General features: G+C 67.1%; 20 protein-coding genes and 1 tRNA gene. 10 read left to right on the top strand and 11 right to left on the bottom strand.

The annotated features are described in order from the left end of the window. The first annotated feature begins 26 nt into the window (after nt 1-26). Genes OG394_RS24930 through OG394_RS24920 form a run of 3 tightly spaced genes read left to right on the top strand, consistent with a single transcriptional unit; the run spans nt 27 to nt 2,697 of the window. Entirely contained in the window at nt 27-578 is a 552-nt protein-coding gene (locus tag OG394_RS24930; protein WP_328989480.1) for a BatC protein, read from the top strand. Next, a complete protein-coding gene (locus tag OG394_RS24925) occupies nt 575-1,822 on the top strand; it encodes a cupin domain-containing protein (protein ID WP_328989479.1) in 1,248 nt (415 codons plus the stop codon). The genes OG394_RS24930 and OG394_RS24925 overlap by 4 nt, the downstream gene beginning before the upstream one ends. Then, nucleotides 1,819-2,697, top strand: coding sequence for a sucrase ferredoxin (locus OG394_RS24920; RefSeq protein WP_328989478.1), 879 nt, complete (start codon nt 1,819-1,821; stop codon nt 2,695-2,697). The genes OG394_RS24925 and OG394_RS24920 overlap by 4 nt, the downstream gene beginning before the upstream one ends. Here the strand turns inward: OG394_RS24920 and OG394_RS24915 are convergent. The 3 genes from OG394_RS24915 to OG394_RS24905 are packed head-to-tail and all read right to left on the bottom strand — an operon-like array spanning nt 2,683 to nt 5,787. Beyond that, the gene (locus OG394_RS24915) at nt 2,683-3,282 is read right to left on the bottom strand and encodes a gamma carbonic anhydrase family protein (protein WP_328989477.1); all 600 of its coding nucleotides are present in this window, start codon (nt 3,280-3,282) and stop codon (nt 2,683-2,685) included. The genes OG394_RS24920 and OG394_RS24915 overlap by 15 nt on opposite strands. A 9-nt stretch (nt 3,283-3,291) precedes the next feature. Then, nucleotides 3,292-4,512, bottom strand: coding sequence for an MFS transporter (locus OG394_RS24910; RefSeq protein WP_328989476.1), 1,221 nt, complete (start codon nt 4,510-4,512; stop codon nt 3,292-3,294). A 45-nt stretch (nt 4,513-4,557) separates the two neighbouring features. Further along, nucleotides 4,558-5,787, bottom strand: coding sequence for an MFS transporter (locus tag OG394_RS24905; protein WP_328989475.1), 1,230 nt, complete (start codon nt 5,785-5,787; stop codon nt 4,558-4,560). 326 nt (nt 5,788-6,113) lie between these two features. On the opposite strand from OG394_RS24905, the gene OG394_RS24900 reads away from it, so the two are divergent. Both OG394_RS24900 and OG394_RS24895 read left to right on the top strand, forming a co-directional pair. Further along, a tRNA-Ser gene (locus tag OG394_RS24900) sits at nt 6,114-6,202 on the top strand. A 194-nt stretch (nt 6,203-6,396) separates the two neighbouring features. After that, nucleotides 6,397-8,487, top strand: coding sequence for a peptidoglycan DD-metalloendopeptidase family protein (locus OG394_RS24895; RefSeq protein ID WP_328989474.1), 2,091 nt, complete (start codon nt 6,397-6,399; stop codon nt 8,485-8,487). A gap of 63 nt (nt 8,488-8,550) precedes the next feature. Here OG394_RS24895 and OG394_RS24890 read toward each other — a convergent pair whose 3' ends face one another. Next, nucleotides 8,551-8,988 (bottom strand): hypothetical protein, encoded by a 438-nt coding sequence (locus tag OG394_RS24890; protein WP_328989473.1) that lies wholly within the window; start codon nt 8,986-8,988, stop codon nt 8,551-8,553. 120 nt (nt 8,989-9,108) lie between these two features. Here OG394_RS24890 and OG394_RS24885 point away from each other — a divergent pair, with 120 nt between their 5' ends. Then, a complete protein-coding gene (locus OG394_RS24885) occupies nt 9,109-9,684 on the top strand; it encodes a GNAT family N-acetyltransferase (RefSeq protein WP_328989472.1) in 576 nt (191 codons plus the stop codon). 15 nt (nt 9,685-9,699) lie between these two features. Here OG394_RS24885 and OG394_RS24880 read toward each other — a convergent pair whose 3' ends face one another. From OG394_RS24880 to OG394_RS24860, 5 genes are all read right to left on the bottom strand, one after another. After that, nucleotides 9,700-10,923: a GGDEF domain-containing protein gene (locus tag OG394_RS24880; protein ID WP_328989471.1), complete on the bottom strand. Its 1,224-nt coding sequence runs from the start codon at nt 10,921-10,923 to the stop codon at nt 9,700-9,702. A gap of 245 nt (nt 10,924-11,168) precedes the next feature. Further along, the gene (locus OG394_RS24875; RefSeq protein WP_328989470.1) at nt 11,169-12,422 is read right to left on the bottom strand and encodes an MFS transporter; all 1,254 of its coding nucleotides are present in this window, start codon (nt 12,420-12,422) and stop codon (nt 11,169-11,171) included. 104 nt (nt 12,423-12,526) lie between these two features. Next, nucleotides 12,527-12,985, bottom strand: coding sequence for a GNAT family N-acetyltransferase (locus tag OG394_RS24870; RefSeq protein ID WP_328989469.1), 459 nt, complete (start codon nt 12,983-12,985; stop codon nt 12,527-12,529). 6 nt (nt 12,986-12,991) lie between these two features. Then, nucleotides 12,992-13,987 carry an extracellular catalytic domain type 1 short-chain-length polyhydroxyalkanoate depolymerase gene (locus OG394_RS24865; RefSeq protein WP_328989468.1) on the bottom strand — a complete coding sequence of 332 codons (996 nt, stop codon included), beginning with the start codon at nt 13,985-13,987 and terminating at the stop codon, nt 12,992-12,994. Nucleotides 13,988-14,136: 149 nt separating this feature from the next. After that, nucleotides 14,137-14,766 (bottom strand): TetR/AcrR family transcriptional regulator, encoded by a 630-nt coding sequence (locus OG394_RS24860; protein ID WP_328989467.1) that lies wholly within the window; start codon nt 14,764-14,766, stop codon nt 14,137-14,139. 304 nt (nt 14,767-15,070) lie between these two features. On the opposite strand from OG394_RS24860, the gene OG394_RS24855 reads away from it, so the two are divergent. Next, nucleotides 15,071-16,954 (top strand): RICIN domain-containing protein, encoded by a 1,884-nt coding sequence (locus tag OG394_RS24855; protein ID WP_328989466.1) that lies wholly within the window; start codon nt 15,071-15,073, stop codon nt 16,952-16,954. A 115-nt stretch (nt 16,955-17,069) separates the two neighbouring features. Next, on the top strand, nt 17,070-22,316 hold the full coding sequence (locus OG394_RS24850) for a fibronectin type III domain-containing protein (protein WP_328989465.1): 5,247 nt from the start codon (nt 17,070-17,072) through the stop codon (nt 22,314-22,316). A 45-nt stretch (nt 22,317-22,361) separates the two neighbouring features. On the opposite strand, the gene OG394_RS24845 is transcribed toward OG394_RS24850, so the two are convergent. After that, complete coding sequence (locus tag OG394_RS24845; RefSeq protein WP_328989464.1) at nt 22,362-23,210, bottom strand: alpha/beta fold hydrolase; 849 nt, start codon at nt 23,208-23,210, stop codon at nt 22,362-22,364. 128 nt (nt 23,211-23,338) lie between these two features. On the opposite strand from OG394_RS24845, the gene OG394_RS24840 reads away from it, so the two are divergent. Continuing rightward, nucleotides 23,339-24,265, top strand: a complete 927-nt coding sequence (locus OG394_RS24840; RefSeq protein ID WP_328989463.1) for an AraC family transcriptional regulator — start codon at nt 23,339-23,341, stop codon at nt 24,263-24,265. Here the strand turns inward: OG394_RS24840 and OG394_RS24835 are convergent. Then, entirely contained in the window at nt 24,262-24,891 is a 630-nt protein-coding gene (locus OG394_RS24835; RefSeq protein WP_328989462.1) for a class I SAM-dependent DNA methyltransferase, read from the bottom strand. The two genes, OG394_RS24840 and OG394_RS24835, sit on opposite strands and share 4 nt — an antisense overlap. Here OG394_RS24835 and OG394_RS24830 point away from each other — a divergent pair. Continuing rightward, nucleotides 24,890-25,384, top strand: a complete 495-nt coding sequence (locus tag OG394_RS24830) for a hypothetical protein (RefSeq protein WP_328989460.1) — start codon at nt 24,890-24,892, stop codon at nt 25,382-25,384. The two genes, OG394_RS24835 and OG394_RS24830, sit on opposite strands and share 2 nt — an antisense overlap. Nucleotides 25,385-25,439 lie beyond the last annotated feature (55 nt).

The raw sequence follows: 25,439 nt of genomic DNA, 5'->3' as shown, positions 1-25,439 counted from the left end.
TAGTCACTCTGGAGAGGAGCAGCACCATGGGTCTGGACGACGACATGAACGCCTCGGCCGGAAGCGGTGAAGAGGGCCTTGCCGACGGTGGCGCGAGCCCCGGTACGCAGGATGGCGGTGCGGACAGCGGCGCTGACAGTGGTGCCGGCGGCAACGAATACGGCGGCGGCTCGGGCAGCAGCGAAAGCGGGCGCGAAGGCGGGAGCGAGTACGGCGGCTCCAGCGGCTCTGAAGGCGGTCTGGGCGGATCCGGCGGCGGAGAGGAGGGTACGGCGGACGGAGGCGCCGCACCCGGAATGTCCGACGGTGGTGCCGACAGCGGCGCCGACAGTGGTTCGTACGGCGGTTCCGAGGGCGGGTCTGAAGGCGGCTTCGGTGGTTCCGAGAGCGGCTCACAGGGCTCTGAAAGTTCTGAAGGCTCCGAAGGCGGATTCGGCGGCGGTTCCGGCGGTTCCGACGAAGAAGGTCTGGCCGACGGTGGTGCGAGCCCGCAGGGCCACGACGGTGGTGCTGACGGCGGCGCCGGTGCCGGCGAGCGGGGCGGCGAGTCGTCCGGAGAGGGTTCCAGCAGTTGGTGAGTCAACAGCCGGGCGTCGGGCGGCCGTTGGCAGGCTGCCCGGCGCTGCGGCGCTGCATCGCGGGTGATCCGGACAAGTTCGCCGCCGGCTTCTGGGGGCGGCGGGCACTTCTGTCACGCGCTGCGGATCTCCCGGCGCCGTTCACGGATCTGTTGACCCTGGACGATGTAGACGAGTTGCTGTCCCGTCATGGGTTGCGGACGCCGTTCCTGCGCATCGCCAAGAACGGTGAAGTCGTCGGCGACAAGCAGTTCAGTGGTCCGGGTGGTGTGGGCGCGGAGATCGGCGACCAGATCCGTGATGACAAGGTGGCGGCCCTGTTCGCCAGTGGACACACAGTGGTGCTTCAGGCGCTGCACCGCACTTGGGCGCCCCTGGTCGACTTCGCGACGGCTCTGGGGTCTGAGACCGGCCATCCGGTCCAGATCAACGCGTACATCACTCCGCCGGAATCCCAGGGCTTTGCCGCGCACTACGACGTGCACGACGTATTCGTCCTGCAGATTGCCGGAGAGAAGCACTGGACGATCCACGAGCCAGTGCACGCTGATCCGCTGCGGAACCAGCCCTGGACGGACCACGCCAAAGAAGTCGCCGCAGCCGCGAGGGACCATGCTCCAGTCATCGACGAGGTGCTGCGCCCAGGAGACGCGCTATACGTTCCACGCGGGTTCCTGCACTCCGCTAAGGCTTTAGGCGGGGTGAGCGGCCACCTGACAGTTGGCCTTCATACGTTGACGCGCTACCTCTTGGTGCAGGAGCTAGCCGCACTGGCCGCAGAGCGCGCTGAACTCCGCACAGCCCTTCCACTCGGTTTCGACCCGGGCGACCCGGAGCAACTCGCACCACACCTCAAGAACGTCGCAGCGCTCATTGCCGAGCATGCCCAGACGGCAACTCCCGACGACCTCGCGGCCCGCTTGCGGCGTCGTACGTGGTCAGGCAACCGTCCGGCACCTCTCGCGCCACTGGCTCATGCAGCGGCCATTGCCGGGATAGAGCCGGGTACGACGGTCCGGCTGCGCGCGGGGTTGCGGCATCGCGTTGTGCCGGGTGATCCCGTCTTGCTGCAGCTGCCCGATCGCACGCTCTCGCTGCCGGCAGCTACAGCCGAGGCGGTGTCGCGGCTCTGTAGTGGTGAGGAGCTCGCGATCTCCGAACTCCCGGGCTTGAGCGAGGAGGATCAGCTCGCGCTCGTGCATCGGTTGATGACCGAGGCTGTGCTGGTCGCCGGTAAACCGTGACCCAGTTGCCGTACCGGCCGGAGACGGGCTGCGCCGCCAACGCGCAGCTTCGTGGCGACGACCTGATGGCGACGGCTCCGCCTGCCCAACGCTGGCTCCTGATCGAGTGTCGCGAGGCGTGGCCGCGGCAAGCCCTTGCGGCATTGGGAGAACTTGCCGAGCCCGTTCGCGCCGCATGTGCCGAGATCGGGGCTAGGCCCGCACTGATTCGTAGGTATGGCCGCAGCGATCCCGCACAACCCCGGCGTTGGGGGCTGGTCGACAGCCGCCCAGGCCGCGAATCCACCCGGTGGGGCGAGCTGCGGTCCTACGCGGACCTACTCGACGTACTTGCTGGAAGTCGGCAAGGCGAGCCCAGCCCGGAACCGACGTACCTGGTGTGTACGCATGGGCGGCATGACCCGTGCTGCGCAGTGCAGGGCCGGCCGGTTGCGGCGACGTTGGCGACGGCGTATCCCGAGAGGACGTGGGAATGCAGTCACGTCGGCGGCGACCGCTTTGCGCCGAACCTGGTGGTGTTGCCGCACAGCCTTTACTACGGGCACTTCGCGGTGCTCGGGGCGCTTGACCTGGTTAGTTTGTACGACAAGCGCCTGCTGGCGCCGGAGTACTTCAGAGGTCGCAGTACGTTCTCACCGCCCGTGCAAGCGGCACAGCATTTTGCACTTGCCGCTGGCGCTTCGCACGAGGTAGAGCAGCTCAAACCCCTTGCAGTAAAGGGGATCGACGCAAACCGCTGGGAAGTCTCACTGGCCGGCGGGTACGTCGTACAGGTCTCTGCCCGGCTCGTGACGATAGAAGCGGCACTGACTTGTGGATCAACTGCACCCGGCCAAGCCCGCCACTTCGACCTCGAGCGACTAGTCAGTCCCTAAGACCCGGTCATCCCGGTGTGAGCCGTAGAACTCGGACTGCCGGGCCATGATGTCGCGCATCGGCGTGCCGCGCGGGACGCCGTACACGGTGCCGGGGAAGTCCAACTCGCGCTGCAGCGCCCACAACTCCTCATGGCGGTCTGGCGAGAACAACTGGGCAGGGTCACCTACTGCGATCCAGCCGATCGGTACGACCTGGCCGGGCTCTAGACGGGTGTTGACGTGCACGACGGCGTTGATCCGGATCTCGGCGCCACGGCCGGCGGTGGAACCTGGGAAGAGCGAGGCGCCCGTGGCGACGAATACCTCGTCATCGAGGGTGGCGCCGTTGACGTGGGCGTGGGGACCAACCAGGACGGAGTCGCCGATCAGCGCCGGGTGGTCGGCACGGCCACGGACTAGCGCGTTCTCCATCACCACGCTGTTGCGGCCGACCCGGACCTCGCCGTTCTCCGCCGTCAGCACTGCGCCGTGCAGGACGCGACTGTTCTCCCCGAGCACTACCGCGCCGCACAACACCGCGGAGGGTGCGACGTACGCCGACTCAGGGACGACTGGCCGTTGACCGCGATGTTCGAGCAACATCCACTTAGGTTAATCCGGGCGGCGGACGGCCTCGCTCGGGAGGACTCGTTCGAGGATCAGGATGGTGAGCCCCGCGAGGACGGCAAGGACGGAGATGCCGAGCCAGGGGAGTTCGGCGCGGCGATCGAAGAGCTGGGCGAAGAAGGCGGGCGCGATGGCTCCGGCCAGGGTGAAGGAGTACTGCCAGTAGGAGAGGTATTTCCCGCGGCCGATCTCGGGTGCCGCCGCGGCCGCGAGGGCGTTCGAGGTCGACGCGTGTAGGACGTCGGCCGAGGCGAAGATCAACGTGGCCAGCACCAACGCCGGCACGACCAGGGCGGTCGGGAGGTGTAGCAGCGACGCCATCACCAGACCCCAGATCGCCCAGAGTCCGGCGGCGACCACCAGCACATGGGTACGACGACGGTTCTCGGTAGCGCGGACGACCAGCGTCTGCCCGGTGGCGAGTACGACCGAGACCACCGCCATCAGGACGCCGACAAGCCATTCGGGTGCGGGCAGGGCCTCAGCGACGTACACGGGGAGTCCGACCGCGAGCATCATCATGCAGAGGGCGAGCACCGTGTTCGCGGCGATCAGGATCAGGAACGGGTGGTCGCGTCGCAGCAGCGGCGCCGGACCGCTTTCCGCGGCAGCCTTCGGATCGTGGTGGACGTGGATCCGGCTGAGCAGCAGTCCCGCGATGACGAAGCTGATCGCGTTGGCCGCCATCGCGACCAGGAACGGCGCGCTGCCCTCGAAACTCAGCAGGGAACCCGCCACCAGCGTGCCGAGGCCGAATCCGCCCGCCTGCATCATGCCGCTGAGGCCGAACCAGCGATCCCGATCGAGCGGCGTGGAGATGTCCGAGAGCAGGCTGAAGATCGACGACCAGAACACCCGCTGCCCCATCGACGCGACCAGCGCGCAGAGGAACAACACCCAGAGCGAACGGCCGAACAACAATCCGGCAAAGGCGACGGCCTGGGCGACCTGGGCGCCGATGACGAGATTGCGCGGGCCGATCCGGTCGATCACCACGCCGACCGCGGCCGGTGCGACCAGCGTGCAGAGGTTGGCCACGGACAGCGTCAGACCGGCGGTGCCGAGGGGGATGTCCGCGACCCGGGTGAAGAAGAGCAGCAACAAGGGCGCGGCGATACCGCCACCGAACGAGTCGATGGCCAGACCTGCGAGCAGTGGTACCCGGCCGCGGACATCCGGCAGACCGAGCGAGGTAGCGGTAGGCATCCGGCCGCCGAGGCTAGCAAGCCCTCGGCAGCCGGAGCCAACCGTTTACACCGTTGGAAGGGCCTGGACCGAGACATGCCGAAGCGGGCGCCACGCCACCACGGTCATGGCCGCCATCGCGACGAAGGCCAGCAGGAACGGCGCGGTCAGGCCGAACCGCTGCGCGAGCAGACCGCCCAGCAGCGTGCCGATCGCCGCGCCGCCGACCGAGGCCAGCAGGTAGACGCTGTTGACCCGGCCCATCAGCGCATCCGGCGTGACGAGCTGCCGGGTGGTCGTCGAGACCGTGCCCCAGACGACCGCGTGGACGCCGAACACGACCATGGTCAGACCCGCGATCCACGGCGACTGGGTGATCGCCAGGACCAGATGGGTCGCGGTCTCGATGACGAGCCCGGCGCGCAACAGCCCGAGCGTGCCGATGCGCGGTTCGAGCAGGTGGTAGACCGGCGTACCGGCCAAGGCCCCGATCGCGCCGACCGCGATCAACAGCCCGAACTGCTGCTCGGACAACCCGAGACGCTCCCGGGCGTACAACACCCAAGTTGCGAAGGCGGCGCCGAAGGTGACGTTCATGACCAGGATCGAGCCGGCCAACGTACGCACGCCAGGGTGATTCCACAGCCAGCGCACGCCTTCGCCGACCTGCTTCAAGAGGTGTACGTCGGACCGTTCCGTGGTGGCCGGCCGGACGGACAACCGCGCGATCAGGCCCGCCGCGACGACGTACGTCACTGCGTCGAAGACGAGCGGAATCCCCGCGCCGAGGGCGAACAGCAGTGCCCCGATCGGCGGACCACCGAGCTGGTTGACCACGGTGAACGTGGCGGACAGCCTTGCATTGGCTTGGCCGAGGTACTGCCGGGGGACAACCGTGACGTACAGCGCGCCGGCCGCGTTATCGGCGAGGGTCTCGGCCGTTCCGAGGAGGAACAGCGCGAGGTACACGGCCCAGAGTGGCGAGCTGCCGAGGAGTACGGCGGCACCGAGTGCGGCGAGGACCAGGCCGCGGATGAGGTCGACCGCGACGACCACTCGGCGGCGGTCGAGGCGATCGACCAAGGCCCCGCTGAGCAGCGCGAACAACAGCCAGGGCAGTTGCTGGACGAATACGGCCGTCGCGACCGCGGCCGGCTCAGCCGTGATCGAGGCGACCAGCAACGGACCGGCCGCGAGCAGGGCGCCGTCGCCGAGATTGCTGATCGTGGCGGCGGACCAGAGTTTGACGAAATCCCGGCCGAGTTCGGGCGGGCAAAGGATGCGAAGTACTCGCATGAGATGGCTCCAGTGGACAAGAGGGCACACGGACTCGCGGCACCCGCTCCCGGATGCCGCTGGTGCTCCCGATCCCTGCCCTAGCCGCTGGTTATTGCTGGGCGGACCGGAAGGTGTGGACCATGTCCGAGGACCGCTGACTCATCGGTCCCACCTCCTCTCACTGGCGGCAACCGGCCGCTGCCGGACACCCGGTTCGGACCCTATCGCCGCGCCCCTTCGGCGGCACTCGAATAACGCTCCCGAGCCAGCCCGCGGTTAAGCCCGGCCGCGCGGTATTCTCGACGCCGGCAGCCGGCCCGCCTCACCGAGGGCGGGTCGGGCCAGGAGAGTTCGCATAGTGGCCGAGTGCGCTGGTCTTGAAAACCGGTATGGCGGGTGACCGTCATCGTGGGTTCGAATCCCACACTCTCCGCACTTGAAGGCGGCAAAGCGCGTCTCTGACCCCCGACAGGGGCCCCTTCGGTCCACCCCCAGACCCCCAGATCCGCAGGTTGAGGGGTCGTCCCTCATGCCCTCGAGTCGCGCCTCCAGCAGAGTCCTTGTTGAGAGTTTCCGCTACTTCCGAAGGGCCAGTGGTCCTTCTACTCGACTGGGGGATGTATTCACATGAAACGAACGACTACCAGACTCACCGCCGCGGCTTTCCTTGCCGCCGCGGTACTCGGCCAACCACAGCTCGCCTCGGCGAACGCGATCGCGGGGCCGGCCTGCGACTTCAACGGCGATTCCCGTTCCGACCTGGCGGTGGGGGCGCCGGGCGAGAGCGTCGGCAACCTCGACAGCGCCGGCTCGGTCAACGTGCTCTACAGCTCGGGCTCGGGGGTGTCCACGGCCGGCAACGTGCTGATCAACCAGGACAATCCCGGCATCGTCGGAGTCGCGGAGCGCGGTGACGCTTTCGGGCACGCGAGTGCCTGCGGCGACTTCAACAACGACGGATTCGGTGACCTCGCCGTCGGCGTACCGCACGAAAGTGTCGAGGTCGCCACCGGCGACGTCTACGACGCCGGTGCGGTCAACATCTTCTACGGCTCGGCCATCGGACTCACCACGATCGGCAACCAGGTCTTCACCCAGTCCTCCCCGGGTATCCCGGACGTGGCTGAGCGGACCGACGAGTTCGGGTCAGCGGTCGCCGCGGGCGACTTCAACAACGATGGTCGCGACGACCTCGCCATCGGCGCGCCCACGGAGAACGTCAACGGATCCAATCAGGCCGGCAACGTGATCGTCCTGTACGGCAAGAGCGCCGGACTGTCGACCGATGGCAGCCAGAACTGGCACCAGGGTTCGGCCGGCATCGCCGGCGACGTCGAGGCCGGCGACAAATTCGGCAGCTCTTTGACCACCGGCGACTTCAACGACGACGGCCGGGCCGACCTGGTCGTCGGGTCCCCCGGCGACTCGATCACCGACCAGGCCGCCGCCGGTACGGTGAACGTCATTTACGGTTCGGCCGCGGGACTCGCGGCGACCGGCAATCAGATGTTGAACCAGTCGACCGCCGACATCCCAGGCAACTGGGAGAAGAACGACCTGTTCGGTCAGTCGGTCGCCGCCGGTGACTTCAACAACGACGGCCACGACGACCTCGCGGTGGGTGTGCCGGGCGAGGACGACGGTGACACTCCCGATGCCGGGGCCGTCAACGTCATCTACGGCTCTGCCAACGCCAACGGCCTGCAGGCCAACTGGAGTCAGATCTTCACCCGGGCAGGCATGCTGCTCGGCGGGGCGCCTGCCACGGGCGATCAGTTCGGCACCGCGCTCGCGACAGGCAACTTCAACGGCCAGGCCGGGGACGACCTGGCCATCGGTGCCCCCGGCACCATCGTCAACAGCAACGTCGCCGCCGGCCGGTTGACCGTGCTCTACGGCGGCCTGACCGGACTGTCTCCGCTGGTCAATCAGCAGATCAGCCAGGGCGTGAACAACGTGGAGGGTCTATCCGAAGCGGGCGACTACCTCGGCTACGCACTGGCCACGGGTGACTTCGACGGCAACGGCCGGGTCGACCTGGCCGCCGGTGCACCCGGCGAGGCCGTCGGCGACCAGTCGAGCGGCGGTGCGGTCAACGTGCTCTACGGCACCGCCGGGTTCCTCTCCACCAGCACCGATCAGATCTGGACGCAGGACAGCGTTGGGGTCCACGGTGTGTCGCAGGCCCACGACAGGTTCGGTGGCCCGGCGATGTCCGTCGGTGAGTACCGGATCGGCTTCAAGGCCGGCACCAAGGTGAAGGTGACCAACGACTTCCTCAAGCACGACCCGCTGGGACGGATCGACATGTCCGGCGTCCAGGCTGGACCGGACTACGAGATCGCGGCGGCGCGCAGCGGCGTGATCAAGTACATCGTGGACACCAACGCCGAGCCGACGGACGACGGCAACTACGTCTGGATCGAGCACGCAGACGGTGAGTGGAGCAAGTACAGCCACCTCAAGACCGGCTCGGTGACCAGCCGCGGCCACAAGGTCGGCGACTTCGTCACCGCCGGCACCGTGCTCGGGTTGGAGGGTGACGTCGGCATCGCCAGCGGCGACCACCTGCACTTCATGGTCTCGGTGCCCTACGACCTGGCCGACCCGATCACCTCCGGCGGCTTCGTGAAGGGCCTCGACCGCAACCCGGTTACCTGTGGCGTCCCCGGCAACGCGCTCTTCCGGGGCCAGACCTACACCGTCGTCGGGTGCTGACACCCGAACCTTGACGGCAGAGGGCCCCGAGCACAACGCTCGGGGCCCTCCGTCGTACGGACTTCAGCAGTAGGTCGGGGTCAGTTTGATGTACTCGACGGGTGTGAAGTCGATCTCGGTACCGGGAAACGTTCCTGCGTTCCAGCAGTGCAGCACGCGGCCGCTCGCGTCGAGCAACCTGGTCGAGGCAACTCCGGTCTGCGCCTCCATGATGGTTCCGGTACCGATCCAGTCGTACAGCCGGTACGTGTCATAAAAGACGAACTTGAAGTTGAGGTAGCCGTCGGCATGCCGCAAATAGGCGCAGAACTCGCCGGCTTCGCAGGACTCCGTGCGCTGGCTGTAGGTGACCGAAGTAGGCGCCGGGACCGTGAACGGCCACCATGCGCTCTGGGTCCGCGGCGCGGTGCCCGCCTGGGCCGGGACCGCGCCGACCATCAACACCGTCATTGCGAGCGCCGCACCCAGCGCCGATATTCGCTTCCGCCATTGCAAAGTCATCCAGGTTCCTGCCTTCTCGCTGGTGCCGCGGCCGATCCACGGATCCAGACATCAGATGCCAGGACTACCGAAGATGTTGCGTCTACGGTGGTGTGGATCGGATGACTTACAGGGGTGGGCATGAGCACAGACGGATTCGTTGTTCGGCCGCTGAGTGTGGATACGTGGGGTGCGTTTGCGCGGTTGGTGGAGGCGAACAACGGAGTGTGGGGTGGTTGTTGGTGCGTCGGGTTTCACCTCAAGTTGAAGGGGCGAACCGCGGAGCAGAACCGGGCGGATAAGGAACGGCTGGTGCGCGAAGGGGGTACGCACAACGCGTTGGTGTTCGACGGTGACGAATGCGTGGGGTGGTGCCAGTTCGGGTCGCCAACCGAGCTGCCGGAGGTCAAGAGCAAACGCCTGTACGAGATGGGGCTTACCGCGTTGCCGGACTGGCGGATCACGTGCTTCTTCACGGGTAAAGGGCTCCGCGGTCGCGGTGTCGCAAACTCCGCGCTGGATGGAGCGCTGGCGGAGATCGCGCGGCTCGGTGGTGGCACGGTTGAGGGTTATCCCGAAGAGACGGATGACCGGAAGGTGGCCGGTTCTTTCCTGCATACCGGACCGATGGCCGCGTTCGAGAACCACGGCTTCACTCGGACGCGTGCGATCTCCCCGCACCGCTGGGTCGTCACCCGAACCGTTGCGCCCATCTGACTAACGAGGAGCGGCCTAGCTCGGGGTGTCGGGCATGGGGGCTGCGACGACTTGGTCGCGGCCGGCGTCTTTGGCTGCGTAGGTTGCCGTGTCGGCGGCCAGCATCAGGGCGTCCATGGTGGTGCCGTTTTCGGGGTAGCTCGCGATGCCGATCGAGCAGGTGAGGTGTTCGAGTTGGACCGGCCCGGTAAGGCCTGTCACCGTGATGGTGAGGCCTGAGACCCGGTGGCGGATCCGTTCCGCGGTCTGTTTGGTTTCGGCCGGGCTGGTGGCCGGGAGCAGGATCGCGAATTCCTCGCCGCCGAGGCGACCCACGAGGTCGTCTGTGCGGACGTCGTCGCCGAGTGCGTCGGCCACAGCCTTGAGCGCTTCGTCGCCCGCGCGATGGCCGTGCGTATCGTTCACGGCTTTGAAGTGGTCCAGGTCGACGTACAGAACGCCGAGGCTGGAGCCGGTGCGCTTGGCCCGGTCGAATTCCTTGTTCGCCATTTCGAACCAGAACGCGGCATTGGCCAGACCGGTTTTGGGGTCCTTTTGGGCGGCGGTCTGGAACTGGCCGACCAGGAGGGCCCGGTGCAGTCCGAGAACAGTGAGCAGGAGAACGGTCACCGACCAGGGCTCGTGAATCAGCAGGGCGGCGATGGCAACCCCGAGTCCGAGAGACCCGGCCACGATGAGCTGGTCGGAGAGGCGGCCGAGTGCCTGTCCGGCGGGTGTGGTCGGGCTGGACAGCATGATCGCGCCGACCACGAGGGCGTAATTGACGAACCAGTACGTCAGGCCGGCGAGGGCGATCGCGACCAGGCCGAGTGGGCCGGACGGGTAGCCGGGGTAACCGGCCGGGCTGAGCGCGAACAGCACCAGGGCCGCGGCCGAGGTGGCCAGCACGATGGTGGCGGCGGAGAAGATCCAGCGGTACGGCGGTACTCGGCGCAGCCGGAACCACGAGTGCACGTACGTCGACATGATCAACACGACCGCTAGCGGGGGCGGCAACAGCAACGCTCCCGCGAACGTCCACATGCCTTTCAGGTTCGTGTACGGCACACCTTCGGCGCCCACTTCGCGCAGTCGCTCGATGCCTCGGGCCGCCTCGACGTGCACGGCGGACCCGACCGCCAGGATCGCCAGCCGGACCAAATCGGCGCTGTCGATGCCGACGAGCCGGATCGATACGCCGACGGCGCTCGCGGCGAGCAGGTCGACGGCCAGCACATACGCCAGCACGGCCGTGGGCACCGACCACACAGTCCACCGGGTTGGCGCCCAGGCCGAATCGGTACGACGACGCCGTCGCCGTACTCGCCATCGATGCCTGATACTCAAAAACGTAATACCCCGCCCCACAATCTCCCCGAGTTCCAGCGTAACTGGGGTATCACCAATTGTCATCGGATCCGGTGACGGGCTGCAGCGGGAGGAGGTGCCGCTATGCGTAACAACGACTGGCACTGACCCGCCTCCTCTCGCCTCAGCTGACGGATTCAGGTCATAGCAACACCCGGACCTGGCACGGCGCGGCACGCACGAACGTACCCACGTGCTGCGCAGGCCGCCGCCACGATCCCCAGCATTCCCGCTGCAGCGACCACCGTTGCAGGGGTCCATAGGTCTGCCGCGATACCGGCGACCAGGACCCCCACCCCTTGCGACACGATGAGCGCAGTGCGGGCCAGGCCGAACGCCTGGCCCCGCTGCGCGTCGGGTACCGATTGCACGAAGGCCGCATTCGCCACCAGTTGGTAGGCCGAAGAGAATCCCGACAGCGCCCACAGCCCGACCGTCATCCACAGGCCCGGCCGCAACGCACACGCCACCAGGGGCAGGCAGGACCCAATTGCCAGCCAGCTCATGAGCCTCAGCCGGGTTGCGGGCGGCTGTCGGGTCAGCACCAGCATTCCTACGACTTGGCCGGCCGGGTTGGCTGCCAGCAACACCCCGGCTGCCATTGCCCCGCCACCCACCTCCGCCGCGTACGGGATCGCGAGACCCTCGACAGTGATGTAGAAGCCGGAGATGCAGGCCAAGGCGACCAGGTAACGCAGACGGCGATCACGCCACACCAGCACGCTTCCCGCCGCTATCGCCGCCAGCCACGGTGGCCGCGCCGGGCCCGCGGTGAGCGCGTGCTCGCGGGTGCCTACCCACACGAACAGGGCCGACAACCCGAAGGTGCCGGCGTCAATAAGGAGAGCCTGGCTCACGCCAAGACCCGCCACGATGGTGCCTCCAGCGACGAACCCCAGTAATTGCGCGGCCTGCGAGGTCACGTTCGATACCGAACTGCCCAGCACGTACCGGTCGCCGGTCAGGATCGTCGCCAACTGCGCGGCACGAGCCGCCGAAAACGGTGACGCGAACAGCTGCACCACGAACAGCACCACGCACAACAACCACAACGGCAGCCCAGGAATCGCCATCACCGCGACCAGCCCCACCCGGGCCAGATCGCACACCACCATCACCAGTCGCCGCGAGTACCTGTCGGCGAACCCCGACAACAGCGGCCCGCCGATCAGGTCGGGCAAAAAGGTCAACGCGTACGTCAGCGCAGACCAACCGGCCGACCCAGTACGGTCGAACACCAGCACTGCCAACGCGACCCGCGCCAACTGATCGCCCGCCACCGAGGCAAGCTGCGCGGCCCACAACGCCCTGAACTCCCCAACAGCGAAGACCTCCCGATACGCCACCGGCGCAGAATCACCGGCCGCATCGGCCGCCTCGGAGCGGGTCATGCCCACACGCTATCCACAACCACCGCCCCCCGCTCCGCCCCGCGTTGCGCACCGCAGTACCCAAGCGCCCAAGCGTCCAGCGGAGGCCGACGCGGCCGGTACGGCTAGAGGTGCTTTGAGAAGGCGCGGTTGATCTCCCGGCGTCCCTGAACGTAGGACGGGATCGATCGGTAGCCGGCAAGCGAGTAGAGATGTATGGCGGCGGTGTTGAGTGAGCCCGTCTCCAGGATCATCTGCGTCAATCCGCGCGCAACGGCAGCTAGCTCGAGCTCGCGCAAGATTCCCCATCCGACGCCCAGACCCCGCCATCGTGGGCTGACGAACATCTTCCGGACCTCGCCGACGCCCGCACACGAGTCATAGGTGCGATAACCGCCGCAGCCGACTGCCAAACCCTGAGCCGTTGAGGCCAATAAGAAAAGGCCTTCCGGGGCGAGGTAGCGATCGACGTGATCGTCCGCAGGATGGTCAGCGAATCCGTACGTGGCCAACTGCTCGGCATACAAGTCGTGGAGCAAGTGCTGGGCTGCCGGGTCGTCGAACCGGCAGGCTGTCAGCTGCACGTGCGGTCAGTGGCGGTGGTGGGGTTGGAAGAACTGCCACATGAGGGTGAAGGCGTGGATCTCTTTGGTGGCGCTGGAGTCGGTGGGGCTGCCGGGCCAGCTATGGGTGCCGCCGGCAACTTTGTAGAGGACGACTTCTGCGTGGCCGTCGCATCGGGTGTACGTCAGACGGGTGACGTGTGCGGAGACCTGGGTAATGGTCGGACCGGTCTTGCAGTCGTTGAGGTGGGCCCAGGTCTGGACCGCCAGTGGCGTCGAGTAGCCCCAGCGCAGGTCGGTTGCCCTGCCCTGGTACGGATTGACGGTGTCCGCGTCCCCGTGGAAGGTGATGACGGGGACGGGCTGGCGCGGTGCGCAGCTCTGCAGTTCGGCGAACATCGGATCGAGTGGAGACGGGCGGCCTGCGCGTAGTCCGGCGCTGGCGCCCAGCGCGGCGATCTTGTCCGGACGGGCGCAGGCATAGGCGGACGCCATCCGGGCGCCGCCGGAGTGCCCGGTGATGTAGACGCGCGACGTGTCGACGCACGCAACCGTCGTCAGGTGCTCGATCACCTTGGTCAGGTAGGCGATGTCGTCACGAGCATCCGGTGGGGGATAGCTGCCGGCGGTGGTTGGTACGCCGGGCACGTTCCAGAACCAGATCTGGTTCGGGTTGGGAGTCGCGGCCGGGAGGTTGCCGTTGGGCTGGACGGTGATGAACCCGGCTTGGTCGCCGACCGGCTCGAGACCGGAGTACGCCGCTTGCTGGTCGGCGTTTCCGTTGCTGTAGTGCAGGTTCAGCACCATGGGCAGGGTTTGTCGGGCCGCTGCGCCGTTCGGGACATGCACCCGAACGGGATAGGTGGCGCCTTGGAAGGGGACCTGGATCGTCTGTGTCCCAGGCGGAAGCTGACGCACACAAGCTGTGGCTGCCTGGTCTTCCACCGGTACGGCGCCGGCCGGGCTGACGAAGGGCGGCAGCAGCAGTGCAACAAGCGCGACGGGCACACCACGAACTCTCATCAGACCTCCACCTGGGCGGGGAATCCGGGCATAACGCACTGGCCGACGGGTCACCAAGGGACCGTCGTCGCGGAGCCGGACTTTGTGCACCTACTGAATAGTCGGTAGGTAAGTTGGTCGTCAAGACCTCGCGCTGCAATGAAGTGGATTCAGGCGGTGATCGCGGCGATCAGTTTGCGCACCAGCGCGCCCATGTCGACGGCGTCGGGGTCGTAGAGCCACTGGATCTGCAGGCCGTCCATCACCGCGATGATCAGGGTCGCCATCTCCTGCGGGTCGAGGCTGCTGCCGCGCTGGTCCTCGCCGGTCTGGCTGATCCGGATCTCGTCGGCGATCATCGCCCGCAGGCCGTCGTACCGGGACCGGAAGTAGTCCTGCGCCGGGTGCTCGTCGGTGACGCCTTCGGCCGACAGGACGACGTACAGCTGAGTCAGACCGGGCCGACGGCTATTGCGGTCGGCCGTGACTGCGAGGTGGTCGAGAAAAGCGTTGCCACGCGGCCGTTCCGGGTCGTTGACCTCGGCGATCTCGGAGGCGTCGCGGTGGGCCAGCAGCTCGGTCAGCAGTTGGTCCTTGGTGCCGAAGTGGTGCAGCAGTCCGGCGGGGGTGATGCCGGCGGCCGCGGCGACTTCCTGCAGCGAGGATTTGTGGAAGCCCTTGGTCGCGAACGTCGCTGACGCCGCCGTCAGGATCTCGCGCCGGCGTGACGCGGTACGTTCCGCGTTGGTCCGTCGTCTTGGCGTTGCATGGTCGGGCGTTTCCGACTCGTCACTCGCCATGCATGCCGCCTGTCATGACCGACCATGCTACGGGAATCGCGTCAGCCGGCAGGTCTTCACAGAAGCCCGGTTGCGACGTCTTGACACCCGGAGGTCGCGACGGCACTGTGAATCTCCACTTAGTTCACGACCAAGAAAAAGCCTCCGAGTCGGCCCGCTGCCCACCTGTGAACACGATCTGTTCCGGTGTGCGGTCGTCGCCTGCCTACTCGCGGCCAGGTCATCAGTGGTCTGCGCGCGACCACCTTCAACCTCGTCCCTGCACGTGGTCCTCCTGACGTTCCACGAAAGAGATGGCTGACAGATGAGACGATCCGCCCTGCTCTGTGCCACTGCGGCAATAGCCGCGGGACTCACGGCCCCTGCCAACGCCACGACCGCCACGGATTCGGCCGCGGCCGCTGTTGCCGCGCAAGTCTGGGTCACCACTCCGGACGCCGGCAAATTGCTTGCGCGACAAGCCGACGTTCAATTCGGAAATGCGACCAGCGGTACGACGATCGACGTTTCCGCCTCCTCCGTTTACCAGACGATGGACGGTTTCGGCGCGGCCTTCACCGACTCCTCCACTTGGCTGGCGTGGAACAAAATGAATACCAGCCAGCGCGATGCCATGATGAACAAGCTGTTCGATCGAAGCACCGGGATCGGCCTGAGCCTGTTGAGGCAGCCGATGGGCGCCAGTGATTTCACCGCCAATAGCGCCGACTACACGTACGACGACACGTGCTGCGACTTGAACGATTTCTCCATCGCGTACGACAAGACCTACACCATCCCAGTGCTCAAAGCCGCCAAATCCCGCAACCCCGGGCTGAAGATCATCGGAACGCCTTGGTCGCCACCGGCCTGGATGAAAACCAACAACTCGCTCAATGGCGGCCGATTGCGCACGGATCGCTATGCCGACTTCGCGAACTATTTCGTGAAATACACCCAGGCGTACGCCGCTGAAGGTCTGCCGATCTACGCGGTGACGCTACAGAACGAGCCGCACCACGAGGCGTCGTACCCGTCGATGCGGATGGAACCCGACGAGCAGGCCGCGGTCGCCAAGTTCAACCTCGGGCCGGCGTTCGCCGCAGCCGTCGTTCCCGCCAAGATCATCGCGTGGGACCACAACTGGAATGAACCGAATTACCCGATCAGCGTGCTCAACGACGCGGCCGCCAAGCAGTACATCGCCGGATCCGCGTTCCACTGTTATGCCGGTGAGCCCGGTGCTCAGACCACCGTTCACAACGCACATCCCGATCGCGATATCTGGTTCACCGAATGCTCAGGCGGCAACTGGGCAACGGATTTCGGCGCGAACCTGAAGTGGAATACGCAGAACCTGGTCATCGGTGCCACCAGGAACTGGGCCAAGGGCGTGACGTTGTGGAACATGGCGCTGGACCAGAACAGCGGCCCCACCAACGGCGGCTGCGCCGACTGCCGCGGCGTCGTCACGATCGACTCGAACAACGGAAACGTCAGCTACAACGTCGAGTACTACGTGCTCGGCCACGCGAGCAAGTTCGTTCTGCCTGGTGCTCAACGAATCAGCTCCACCACCTTCGCGGGTGACGTCGAGTCTGTTGCCTTCCGCAACCCTGACGGCTCGATCGCCTTGATCGCGTTGAATGCGGGATCTGCCAGCAAGACGTTCACGGTCCGCTCAAACGGCCAGTCGTTCAACTACACGCTTCCGGCCGGCGCTGTCGCCACGTACACCTGGACACCCGAGGCGGTCGCTCCTGGTCCGATCGACGCCGCAGCCTGGTATCAGGTGGTCAACGCGAACAGTGGCAAGTGTGTGGACGCGGCAGACCACGGAACCAGCAACGGCACCGCTGTCCAGCAGTGGGCCTGCGGATCGGCACAGGCCGATCAGCAGTGGCAGTTCCGCCCGACCAGCGACGGCTACTACAAGGCGGTGAGCCGGGGTGGAGCCGTCGTGTGGGACGTCGTCGGCGGCTCGGGAGCCCTCACCGCCGGGACGAAGGTCCAACTGTGGACCGATGCCGGCGGCACCAACCAGCAGTGGAAACCAGTACCGGCCGGTGACGGCTATACCTTCCAGGCCCGCCACAGCGGCCAGTGCCTGGACGTCACGGACGCCTCCACCAGTGACGGCGCCCGGCTCCAGCAATGGACCTGCACCGGAGGCACTGCCCAAACCTTCAGACTCGTACCTCAACCCTGACTGGCCCAACGCCCCTTCTGCAGGAAGCTGCAGAAGGGGTAACGGGGCTCAGATAGCGGTCGATACGCAGGGCATCGCCCTCATCCGTCTGCTGTCGAAATGAGTCTGGGGAGCCATGTCACGCCGATTACCCGCGCTGTTCTGCGCACTAGCCGTGTTCGCCGGTCTGTTGGCCGGCCCAACTGCCACAGCCACGACCAACACCACCCAAGCGACCACCGAAGCGGCGAGTACGCCGACGACCGGAGCCGGGCAGTACGTGCCGTTGGCCGCGGCCGTGCGGCTGCTCGACACCGGTGCCGCGAACGGCGTACCGACCTCGACACCCGTGCCCGCACAGGGCACGGTCACGACCAAGTTCACCGGCCGCGGCGGTATTCCCGCGACCGGCGTGACCGGCCTGGTGGCGAATATCGTCGTGGTCGGCGCGACCGCCACCGGTGCGTTGCCCGCCTGGCCGACCGGGGAGACCCGGCCCGGCGTATCGACCGTCATCTTCACGGGCGGCGCCACGTACGCGGCCTCCGCCAGCGTGCTCCGCTTGAACTCGAGCGGCCAGGCGAGCTTCTACAACACCAGCTCCGGCACGTTACGGCTCATCGTCGACATCTCCGGCTACTTCACCGACGCCAGCGCGATGACGGCGGGCACCAGATTCGTACCGTTGAAGCAGACTCGTGCGCTGGACACCCGCAACAAGATCGGCGTACCGACGACCACCCCGGTCGCGGCGAACGGCTCGGTGACGTTCGACCTGGCTGGTAAAGCCGGCCTACCCGCGGCTGCCGCGATCTCGGCCGTGGTCGCCAACATCACCGCCGTATCGCCGACCGCGAACGGCGGCTGGATCGCCTATCCGGCGGGTAGCACGCGCCCAGGTACCTCCAACGGAAACTTCGTGGCGAGCCGCAACAAGACCAACAGCGCGGTCGCGCGGCTGTCCGCGGACGGCAAGCTGACGATCTTCAACGCCGGCAGCGGCACGACGCACTACATCCTCGACGTCGCCGGCTACTACACGCCTGCCGGCAACAGTGCTGCCAAGTCGATGCGGGTGGTGCCGGTCTCACCGCGGCGCGTGTACGACAGTGGCGCCACCCTCGTCCCGGCCGGAACCACCCGCACGGTCAAGGTCGCCGGCCTGGCAGGCGTTCCGGCGACCGGCCTCGGCATGGTCGCCCTGCACGTGATCGCGAACGGCACCGGCACCACCGGCGAGATCCTCGCCTACCCGGCCGGTGAGGCGAAACCGGTCGGCGTCACCGACATCGTGTCACCGGCCTCCTCGAACGGGTTCAACCTGCTGTGGACGCGGACCAACGCCGCCGGCGAGGTCACCATCAGCAACGGGACGAACCAGGGCGCCCATCTCTACGCGGACGTCCAGGCCTACGCACTGCAGCCGAAAATCGCCGCCGCGCCCACCGGCGTACAGGCCGTGCCGGGCGACAAGTCGGTGACGGTCACCTGGCAACCGCCAACGGACACAGGCGATCTGCCGGTCGCGAGCTATCGCGTCGTGTCCACCCCCGACGAGCTCGCCATCTCCTCGACGACGAATTCGGCGACCTTCACCAACCTGCCGAACGGCGCGCCCTATTCGTTCCGCGTGGCCACGGTGAACGCCGCCGGCACCTCCGCGTACTCGGCTGACACCGAGCAGGTCATCCCCGCGGCACCGGCGCCACCCGGCAAGCCGTTCATCACCGGCGTCACGCCTCGCAACAACGCGGCCGTGGTGACTTGGACGGCCCCACCCGATGGCGCCGGCAGCGTTACGTCGTACGAGGTGTCGACAGGCGGTACGCCGGTCACGGTCGCGGGCGATGTCCGGACGGCGGAGGTACCCGGCCTGGCGAACGGTACGACGTACAGCGTCACTGTGAAGGCCATCAACGGCAATGGCAGCCAGGCCTCGGATCCGGTGCAGGTGACGCCGGAATTGGGACGCGCGCCGCATAAGCCGATGCTCAACTCGGTCGTCGCACTCAACGGCCGGGTCGACCTGCAATGGGTCGAGCCCGCCGACGGTGGATCCGACATCACCGGCTATGAGATCGTCGCGAACCCGGGCGATCTGCGACTGACCACACCAGCGGGTACGACAGTCGCGGCGGTCACCGGTCTGACCAACGACCAGGTCTATTCGTTCGAGGTGCGGGCGCGGAATGCGGCCGGGCTGGGTGAGGCCGCGACGACGACGTCCACGCCGAAGCAGGTCCGCGTGCCTGGTCCGGCGGAGAACCTGCAGGTCTCCGTGGCCGGCGTCGGCTCGATCAAGCTGGATTGGCGAGCCCCGGTCGATGTCGGGACCTCGGCGGTGACCGGCTACACGGTCACGGTGAATCCCGGCGCCCAGTCGATCTCGACGACCGCGCCCACTCTCACGGTGAACAGTTTGGATCCCGCGACTGAGTACACGTTCAAGGTCAAGGCGATCAGCGCGGCAGGTGCCGGGCCGGATAGCGCAGAGTCCGTGCCGGTGCGGCCGGCGTCGAGCGTCACGAAGACGCCGGTGGTGCTGACGGCCGAGTCGATCGCGGCCCTGACGAAGGTGCAGCCGGACGGCACGATCGGTATCGAGACGCCGACCCCGCAGTTGGCGGCGGTCGTGACCGGCGACCTGGTGGTCTCTTCGGGTACGGCGGCGGCACCGGAGGGTTTCCTGAAGCGGATCCTCCGAGTCGACCAGTACGCCGGGATGACCGTCTGGCTGACCGAGGACGCGGCCATCACCGATGTCTTCGCCGCGGGTGAGCTGGCCGGCAAGTTCCAGCTGCTCGACAGCGATGTCCAGGGATTCGTACCCGCTTCCGACGGCATCCGGCTGAAGCGCGCCGAGATCAAGGGCGCGTCCGCGAAGACCGGTGCGCCCAAGGCCCGCCAGCTGGCGAGCGGCGGCGGTAAGGAGTGGACGGTCGGCCTTCGGGACGGGGCCTTCGTGATCGAGGTGGACAAGCAGTTCGCCGATACCAAGGTCACGCTGACCGCGTCGCTCAAGGGCTCGATCGACGCGGACTACAACCTCACGGCCGAGGTGAAACACGACGTCCGGCTGGAGGCGAAGGTCCAGACCGAGACCCAGTTCAACCTGCGTCGGCGGGCCTATGACCAGAGAGTGCCGCTCGGAACGGTTCGGGCCGGTTGTTACGTGATCCCGATGCTCGGTGTTCCGGTCAAGCTCTGCCCGGTCATCCGGCTGGAGTTGGCGCTGCGTGCGGAGGGCACGGCGGGCGTTCTCGTCACCACCGAGTTCTCCCGGCTGGTCGGCGCCCGGTTGGTCACCACGCCGACCGGTACCGATTTCCAGAGCATCAACGAACCCGTCGAGGACACCAACTTCCGGATCACGCCCTCGCTGTCCACCGTCGGCCGGATCGAACTGCGCGGCAACCTCGACGTGATGGTGTACGGCGTTGTCGGCCCGCGGGTCTCGCTCGGCCTGTACGCGAGGGCCGAAGCCAATATCGGCAAGGATCCCTGGTGGGAGGCCGGTATCGGTGTCGCCCTCGGTGCGGGGATGACCTTCACCTGGGCCGGGAAGACGTCGGTCTGGAGCAAAGACGATCTGTTACAGCTCGAGTTCTTCTATCGGGACGCCGACGGCCCCTTCGCCGGACTGACCATCGATCCGCCCAGGGCTCACGTCGGGGTTGGGGAACCGGTCACCTTCACCGGGAGCATCGTCGGCTTCCCCGCGGACGCGCCGATCCAGTGGACGGTCAACGGCGCGGGCCAGATCACCTCGGCGGGCGTCTACTCATCGGCGAGCCCGGGTACGGCGGAGGTGACGGCGGAGGTCCCGGCCACCGCCAACCACGGGAAGTTGACGGCGAAAGCGATAGTCGATGTCGGTGCACGGGTGCCCGCCCCGGTCACCGAGCTTGCCGTGACACCGATGGAGTTCTCCGCACAGGTGAAATGGCGTGCGCCCGTCGAGGTCGCCCTGCCCGTCAAGTACTACGTCATCACCACCACACCCGACACCGGCACGCGATACGAGGTGACGGACGCGCAGACGCCATCGCTGCACCTGAAGCGATTGGCGGCGAACGTCACCTACACCGTCTCGGTCCGGGCGGTCACGGACGCCGGTCCCGGTGATCCCGTCACCTCGGCGCCCTTCAAGGTCAAGACGTTGGCCGTCAACACGCTTGCCGCAACGGATATCGCCGCCGGCCTGGGGACGTACAACGGGGCCGATAGCGACTACGTCGGTCGTGAGGGTGCGGCCTGGTCGGCGAACGGCCGCTACGCCTTCTTCACCGTTCCGGGGCAGTCCTGGATCACGACCGTGCCCGACCTACCGCTCGGCGGTCTGGCCTATCTGGTCCGGCGGGATCTCTTCACCGGCGACACCAGGCTCGTCTCGCGGGCGGCTGACGGGGTGACGCCGACGGTGATCGCGCCGCACGGTCACGGCGGCATGCTCGGGCAGATCGCGGTCTCGGCCGACGGCTCGGTCGTGGCCTACAAGGTCCGCGGTACGACGAGCCAAGGCGTTCCGTTCGACCGGGTGCTCGTGCACGACATCAACACCGGTACGACGTGGGGTCCGTCGTCGTCGTTCGGGCGGGTCGAGATGCTCCGGCTCAACCCGGCCGGGGACGCGCTCGCCTTCAGCGCGAACATCCGGGACGGCGAGATCTTCCAGATCAACGACGTCTACCACTTCCGCAAGGGCGGTGTGCTGACGAAGGTCAACGTCTGCATCGCCACCGGGGTGTGCGACGCGACCGAGGCCTACCAGCTCGGTCTCTCAGCGGATGGCAACACGGTGATGTACCGCAGCGTCGATCCGGAGGATCCGGCCAGCCCGTACTACGACTCGCCGAACCTGATCGTGTTGCGGAACGTCGTCACGAAGACGCACACCCTGCCGTACGCGGGGAAGACCAAGCCGATCGTGAACAGCGCGGTCTTCAGCCCGGACGGCCGAACGATCCTCGCCATCGTCGGGCAATGCGCGGCCGCGGGCTGCACCACCTTCCCGTTCGGAATGGCGGTGAAGGCCGTCGGCAGCCCGTTCGTGGCGGCGGACGTGGTCGCCGTACCGGAACCGGCTGGGCGGTACGTCTTGCCGGCGGCGGTGAGCAACAGTGGCGTGAAGTTCGCGTACGTGAGCAGGGTCCAGCGGGATCCGAGCAACTACTACTGGCAGACCGTGCACCTCTACAACCGGTCCACTCGCGCGGGGTTCGCCGTACCGAATCCTGCTGGGGCGGAGAGCGATCACAGCGACTGGTACCCGTCACTGAGTGCTGACGGATCAGTGGTGTCGTGGTCCCGCTTCAAAGCCAGCAAGGTCGAGGAACGCTGTGGCGACCGCTGCCTTGGCGTACAGGCCATGCGTGTGAGCTAGCCATGTCCGGGGCGTGTGGACGCTGGGTCCACACGCCCCGGGCTGCTAGCTCTCTTGGGTGTCGCCCCAGCCCTTGGCCGGTTCGGCGTCCAGGAAGGTGAGGACGACGTCGGTGACGAGGTTGGCGCGGGCGAGGCCGAAGAAGTGCGTGGTGCCGGGGAAGACGGCCAGCTGGGATGCGGGTACGCCGACGAAGTCGCCGTTGACGTCGCCGCCGCGCAACTGCAGGAACCGTACGGCGTGCTCGAGCTTGACCGCGTCGCAGTCGCCGACGGTGATCAGGGTCGGCGCGGGATAACCGCGGATGTCGTCGTCGGACCAGCCACCCTCGCCCCGGTCGTAGCTGACGATCTTGTCGAGCAGAGCCTGCAGCCGATCCGGGTGCGGGGACTTGGCCAGGTACTCCGCCTCCATGGGCGTACCGGCGATCATGTCGACGGTCAGTTCGCCAACGGCTTCTGTGTTCTCCGTGCGATCGCCGTCGGGGTGGAACGACACCGAGGAGATGATCGCCTTGCGGATCAGCTCGGGGTTCCGGATGGCCAGATGCAGGGCGACCGCGCCACCGACGCTGAAGCCGAAGACGTCCACCTGCGGGATGTCGAGGTGCTTGAGCAGGCCGACGACGTCGGAGGCCAGGTCGGGCGTGTTCAGCGACCGGTCGATGTCGTTGGTCCGCCCGTGCCCCTGGAAGTCGGCGGCGATGACCTGGCGGTTCGCCGACAGGCTCGGCAGCAGCTCACCGAACTGCAGGTCGATGTTGAACAACCCACCGTGCAGGAGCAGCAGCGGCGTACCGCCTGAACCGTGGATCTCGTAGTACATCTCGAGACCGTTGACGGGGGCGAGCCCGGACTGCGGTGCGGACGCTGCTGGGCTGGTCTGTTCGGTCACGATGCCACTCCTTGGTTCAGTGCTTCAGTGCGTTCGCCGCCAGGCTAATCCCGGCCTCGGTTCAGCTTGCTGGGAAGACCGCAAAATCGATCAAGCGCAAGCGGTTGTGAGGCGGGCACAGTAGGGGCATGACCTCGACGGATGTGCTGGGAGCCCTGCTGGGGGCGATGGCGGAGACCCTGGATCGGCCGGAGACGAATGCGGCGGAGCTGGCTGCGCGGGTGCATCTGTCGCGCTTCCACTTCGACCGGATCGTCACCGCGATGGCCGGTGAGTCGCCGACCGCGATCAGACGGCGGGTGTTGCTCGAGCGGGCGGCGTACCGGCTGACGAGTGAGGGTTGCGGGGTGCTGCCGCTGGCGATCGAGGCCGGCTACGGCTCACACGAGGCCTTCAGCAGGGCATTCGCCAGGGCGTACGGCGTACCGCCGCGCGAGTGGCGCGGTGGCCGGACGCGCGCGTTCTTCCTGGACGCACCGAGTGGGGTTCATTTCCATCCGCCGGCGGGCCTTCGCCTGCCGGCCACGAAGGAGGCGAAGGGTATGGACGTATTGGTGAAGATGGTCGCCCACCACGTGTGGCTGACCGGTGAGTTGATCGAACGGGCCGCCGGGCTCGACGACGCGACGCTGGACCGGCCGATCGAGCTGTCGGTCGAAGGCGTGGATGACGACCTGTCGATCCGCTATCTGCTGGATCGGCTGGTCTGGCAGCAGGAGATGTGGTTGGCCTCGGTCGACGACGAGCCGTTCCAGGTGCCGGAATGCGGGCGGACAGTCCGTACGCCGATCGCGGAGTTGCGCGCGCGGCATGCGGCGGCGGGCGCGCGGTTCCTGGCGATGGTGGAGCGGTTGAACGAGCAGGGCCGGTTCGACGAGACCTTCGTGGACACGACCTGCGACGAGCCGAGGGTGTTCACGTATGGCGGCATGGTCGCGCACGTCCTGACCTTCGCGGCCCATCGCCGCACCCTCATCGTCGGCGCGTTGTACGACGCCGGCATTACCGACCTGAGCCACGGCGACCCGATGCACTTCGTTGGCGAACCGGCCTAGGACTTGTGGGCCAGGAGCACTGCTTGGGGGGTTTTGTGGCCGTTGATGATCAGGCGTGCGGTGACGGGGAGGCCGGCGTGGGTGAGGAGGTCGGTGAGGTGGTCGGGTTGCAGGCGGTTGCTCTCGTACGACACCGGGTGGCCGTATGCCTGCTCTGGCCGGATCGTTTCGTCGCCGACGTGGAAGCCGATCACCAGCTGTCCGCCGGGTGCGAGTTTGCGGTGGAATTGCGCGAATAGGGTCGGCAGCACGTCTGGGGAGAGGTGGAAGATCGACCACCACGCGACGATGCCGCCGAGGGCCTCGTCCGGGACCTCCAAGGCGGTCATCGAACCAACCTCGAACCGCAGGCCGGGATAGGTCTGGCGGGCGATCTCGACCATCTTCGGCGACAGGTCTACGCCGAACACCGGTAGTCCGAGCGAGTTCAGGTGTGCGGTGACGTGGCCCGGGCCGCAGCCGACATCCGCGACTGGCAGCCCGGTTGGGACGAGTTCGGCGAAGGCGGCCAGCATGCCGCGGCCGGTCGCGTCTTTCGCGAACAGGGGTGGGATTAGTTCCGCGTAGGTCTCCGCGACGGTGTCGTACGACGACCGGGCTGTGGTCAGGTAGGCGGGCTCAGTCATGACGGACGAGCCTATGCCGGTCTGCGGCCATTACTGTCCGGCGGGCAAGATCAGGCGCTTCGCTCGCGTGCTCTGGCCCCGGAAGTCGGTTAGCGTCGTCTGGTGGCGAATAACTCGGGAGAGCCGCAGTCCGGTCCAGGCCCGCACCAGGGACCTGGACAACCTCCACCTGGCCAGTACGGTCCGCCCGGGCAGTACCCCGGTCAACCTGGTCCCCCGCAGCAGTGGCCGCAACAGCCGCCTCCGTACGGCGCTCAGCACCCTGGGCCGCAGTACCCTGGCCAACCGCCGTACGCCGGCCGTCCGCCACAAGGACCGCCGTACCAAGGTCAGACGCCGCAGGGCCCGCCGCACCAAGGCCCACAGCACCAGGGCCCGCAGTACCAGGGCCCGCAGTACCCAGGTGGTCCCGGCTCAGGTGGTCCCGGTCCTGGCGGCCCGTTCTACCTGGGAGGCGGGCCTCCGCCTCGTAAGCCTCGTCGTACCGGCCTGATCGTCAGCCTGTGCGCACTAGTCGCTCTTGTCCTCGTAGGCGTAGGTGGTGTCGT

This window comes from Kribbella sp. NBC_01245, from assembly GCF_036226525.1.
Lineage (GTDB): Bacteria > Actinomycetota > Actinomycetes > Propionibacteriales > Kribbellaceae > Kribbella.
Note: the sequence above shows the minus strand (reverse complement) of the source record. Positions and strands in the feature narration are given on the sequence as shown.

Coding starts and splice junctions, on each gene's coding strand:
- OG394_RS24860 (WP_328989467.1), bottom strand. CDS start 14,766: ATGGCGAGTGACGAGTCGGAAACGCCCGACCATGCAACGCCAAGACGA.
- OG394_RS24895 (WP_328989474.1), top strand. CDS start 6,397: ATGAAACGAACGACTACCAGACTCACCGCCGCGGCTTTCCTTGCCGCC.
- OG394_RS24840 (WP_328989463.1), top strand. CDS start 23,339: ATGACCTCGACGGATGTGCTGGGAGCCCTGCTGGGGGCGATGGCGGAG.
- OG394_RS24890 (WP_328989473.1), bottom strand. CDS start 8,988: ATGACTTTGCAATGGCGGAAGCGAATATCGGCGCTGGGTGCGGCGCTC.
- OG394_RS24905 (WP_328989475.1), bottom strand. CDS start 5,787: ATGCGAGTACTTCGCATCCTTTGCCCGCCCGAACTCGGCCGGGATTTC.
- OG394_RS24865 (WP_328989468.1), bottom strand. CDS start 13,987: ATGAGAGTTCGTGGTGTGCCCGTCGCGCTTGTTGCACTGCTGCTGCCG.
- OG394_RS24850 (WP_328989465.1), top strand. CDS start 17,070: ATGTCACGCCGATTACCCGCGCTGTTCTGCGCACTAGCCGTGTTCGCC.
- OG394_RS24910 (WP_328989476.1), bottom strand. CDS start 4,512: ATGCCTACCGCTACCTCGCTCGGTCTGCCGGATGTCCGCGGCCGGGTA.
- OG394_RS24885 (WP_328989472.1), top strand. CDS start 9,109: ATGAGCACAGACGGATTCGTTGTTCGGCCGCTGAGTGTGGATACGTGG.
- OG394_RS24930 (WP_328989480.1), top strand. CDS start 27: ATGGGTCTGGACGACGACATGAACGCCTCGGCCGGAAGCGGTGAAGAG.
- OG394_RS24915 (WP_328989477.1), bottom strand. CDS start 3,282: ATGTTGCTCGAACATCGCGGTCAACGGCCAGTCGTCCCTGAGTCGGCG.
- OG394_RS24875 (WP_328989470.1), bottom strand. CDS start 12,422: ATGACCCGCTCCGAGGCGGCCGATGCGGCCGGTGATTCTGCGCCGGTG.
- OG394_RS24830 (WP_328989460.1), top strand. CDS start 24,890: ATGACGGACGAGCCTATGCCGGTCTGCGGCCATTACTGTCCGGCGGGC.
- OG394_RS24855 (WP_328989466.1), top strand. CDS start 15,071: ATGAGACGATCCGCCCTGCTCTGTGCCACTGCGGCAATAGCCGCGGGA.
- OG394_RS24835 (WP_328989462.1), bottom strand. CDS start 24,891: ATGACTGAGCCCGCCTACCTGACCACAGCCCGGTCGTCGTACGACACC.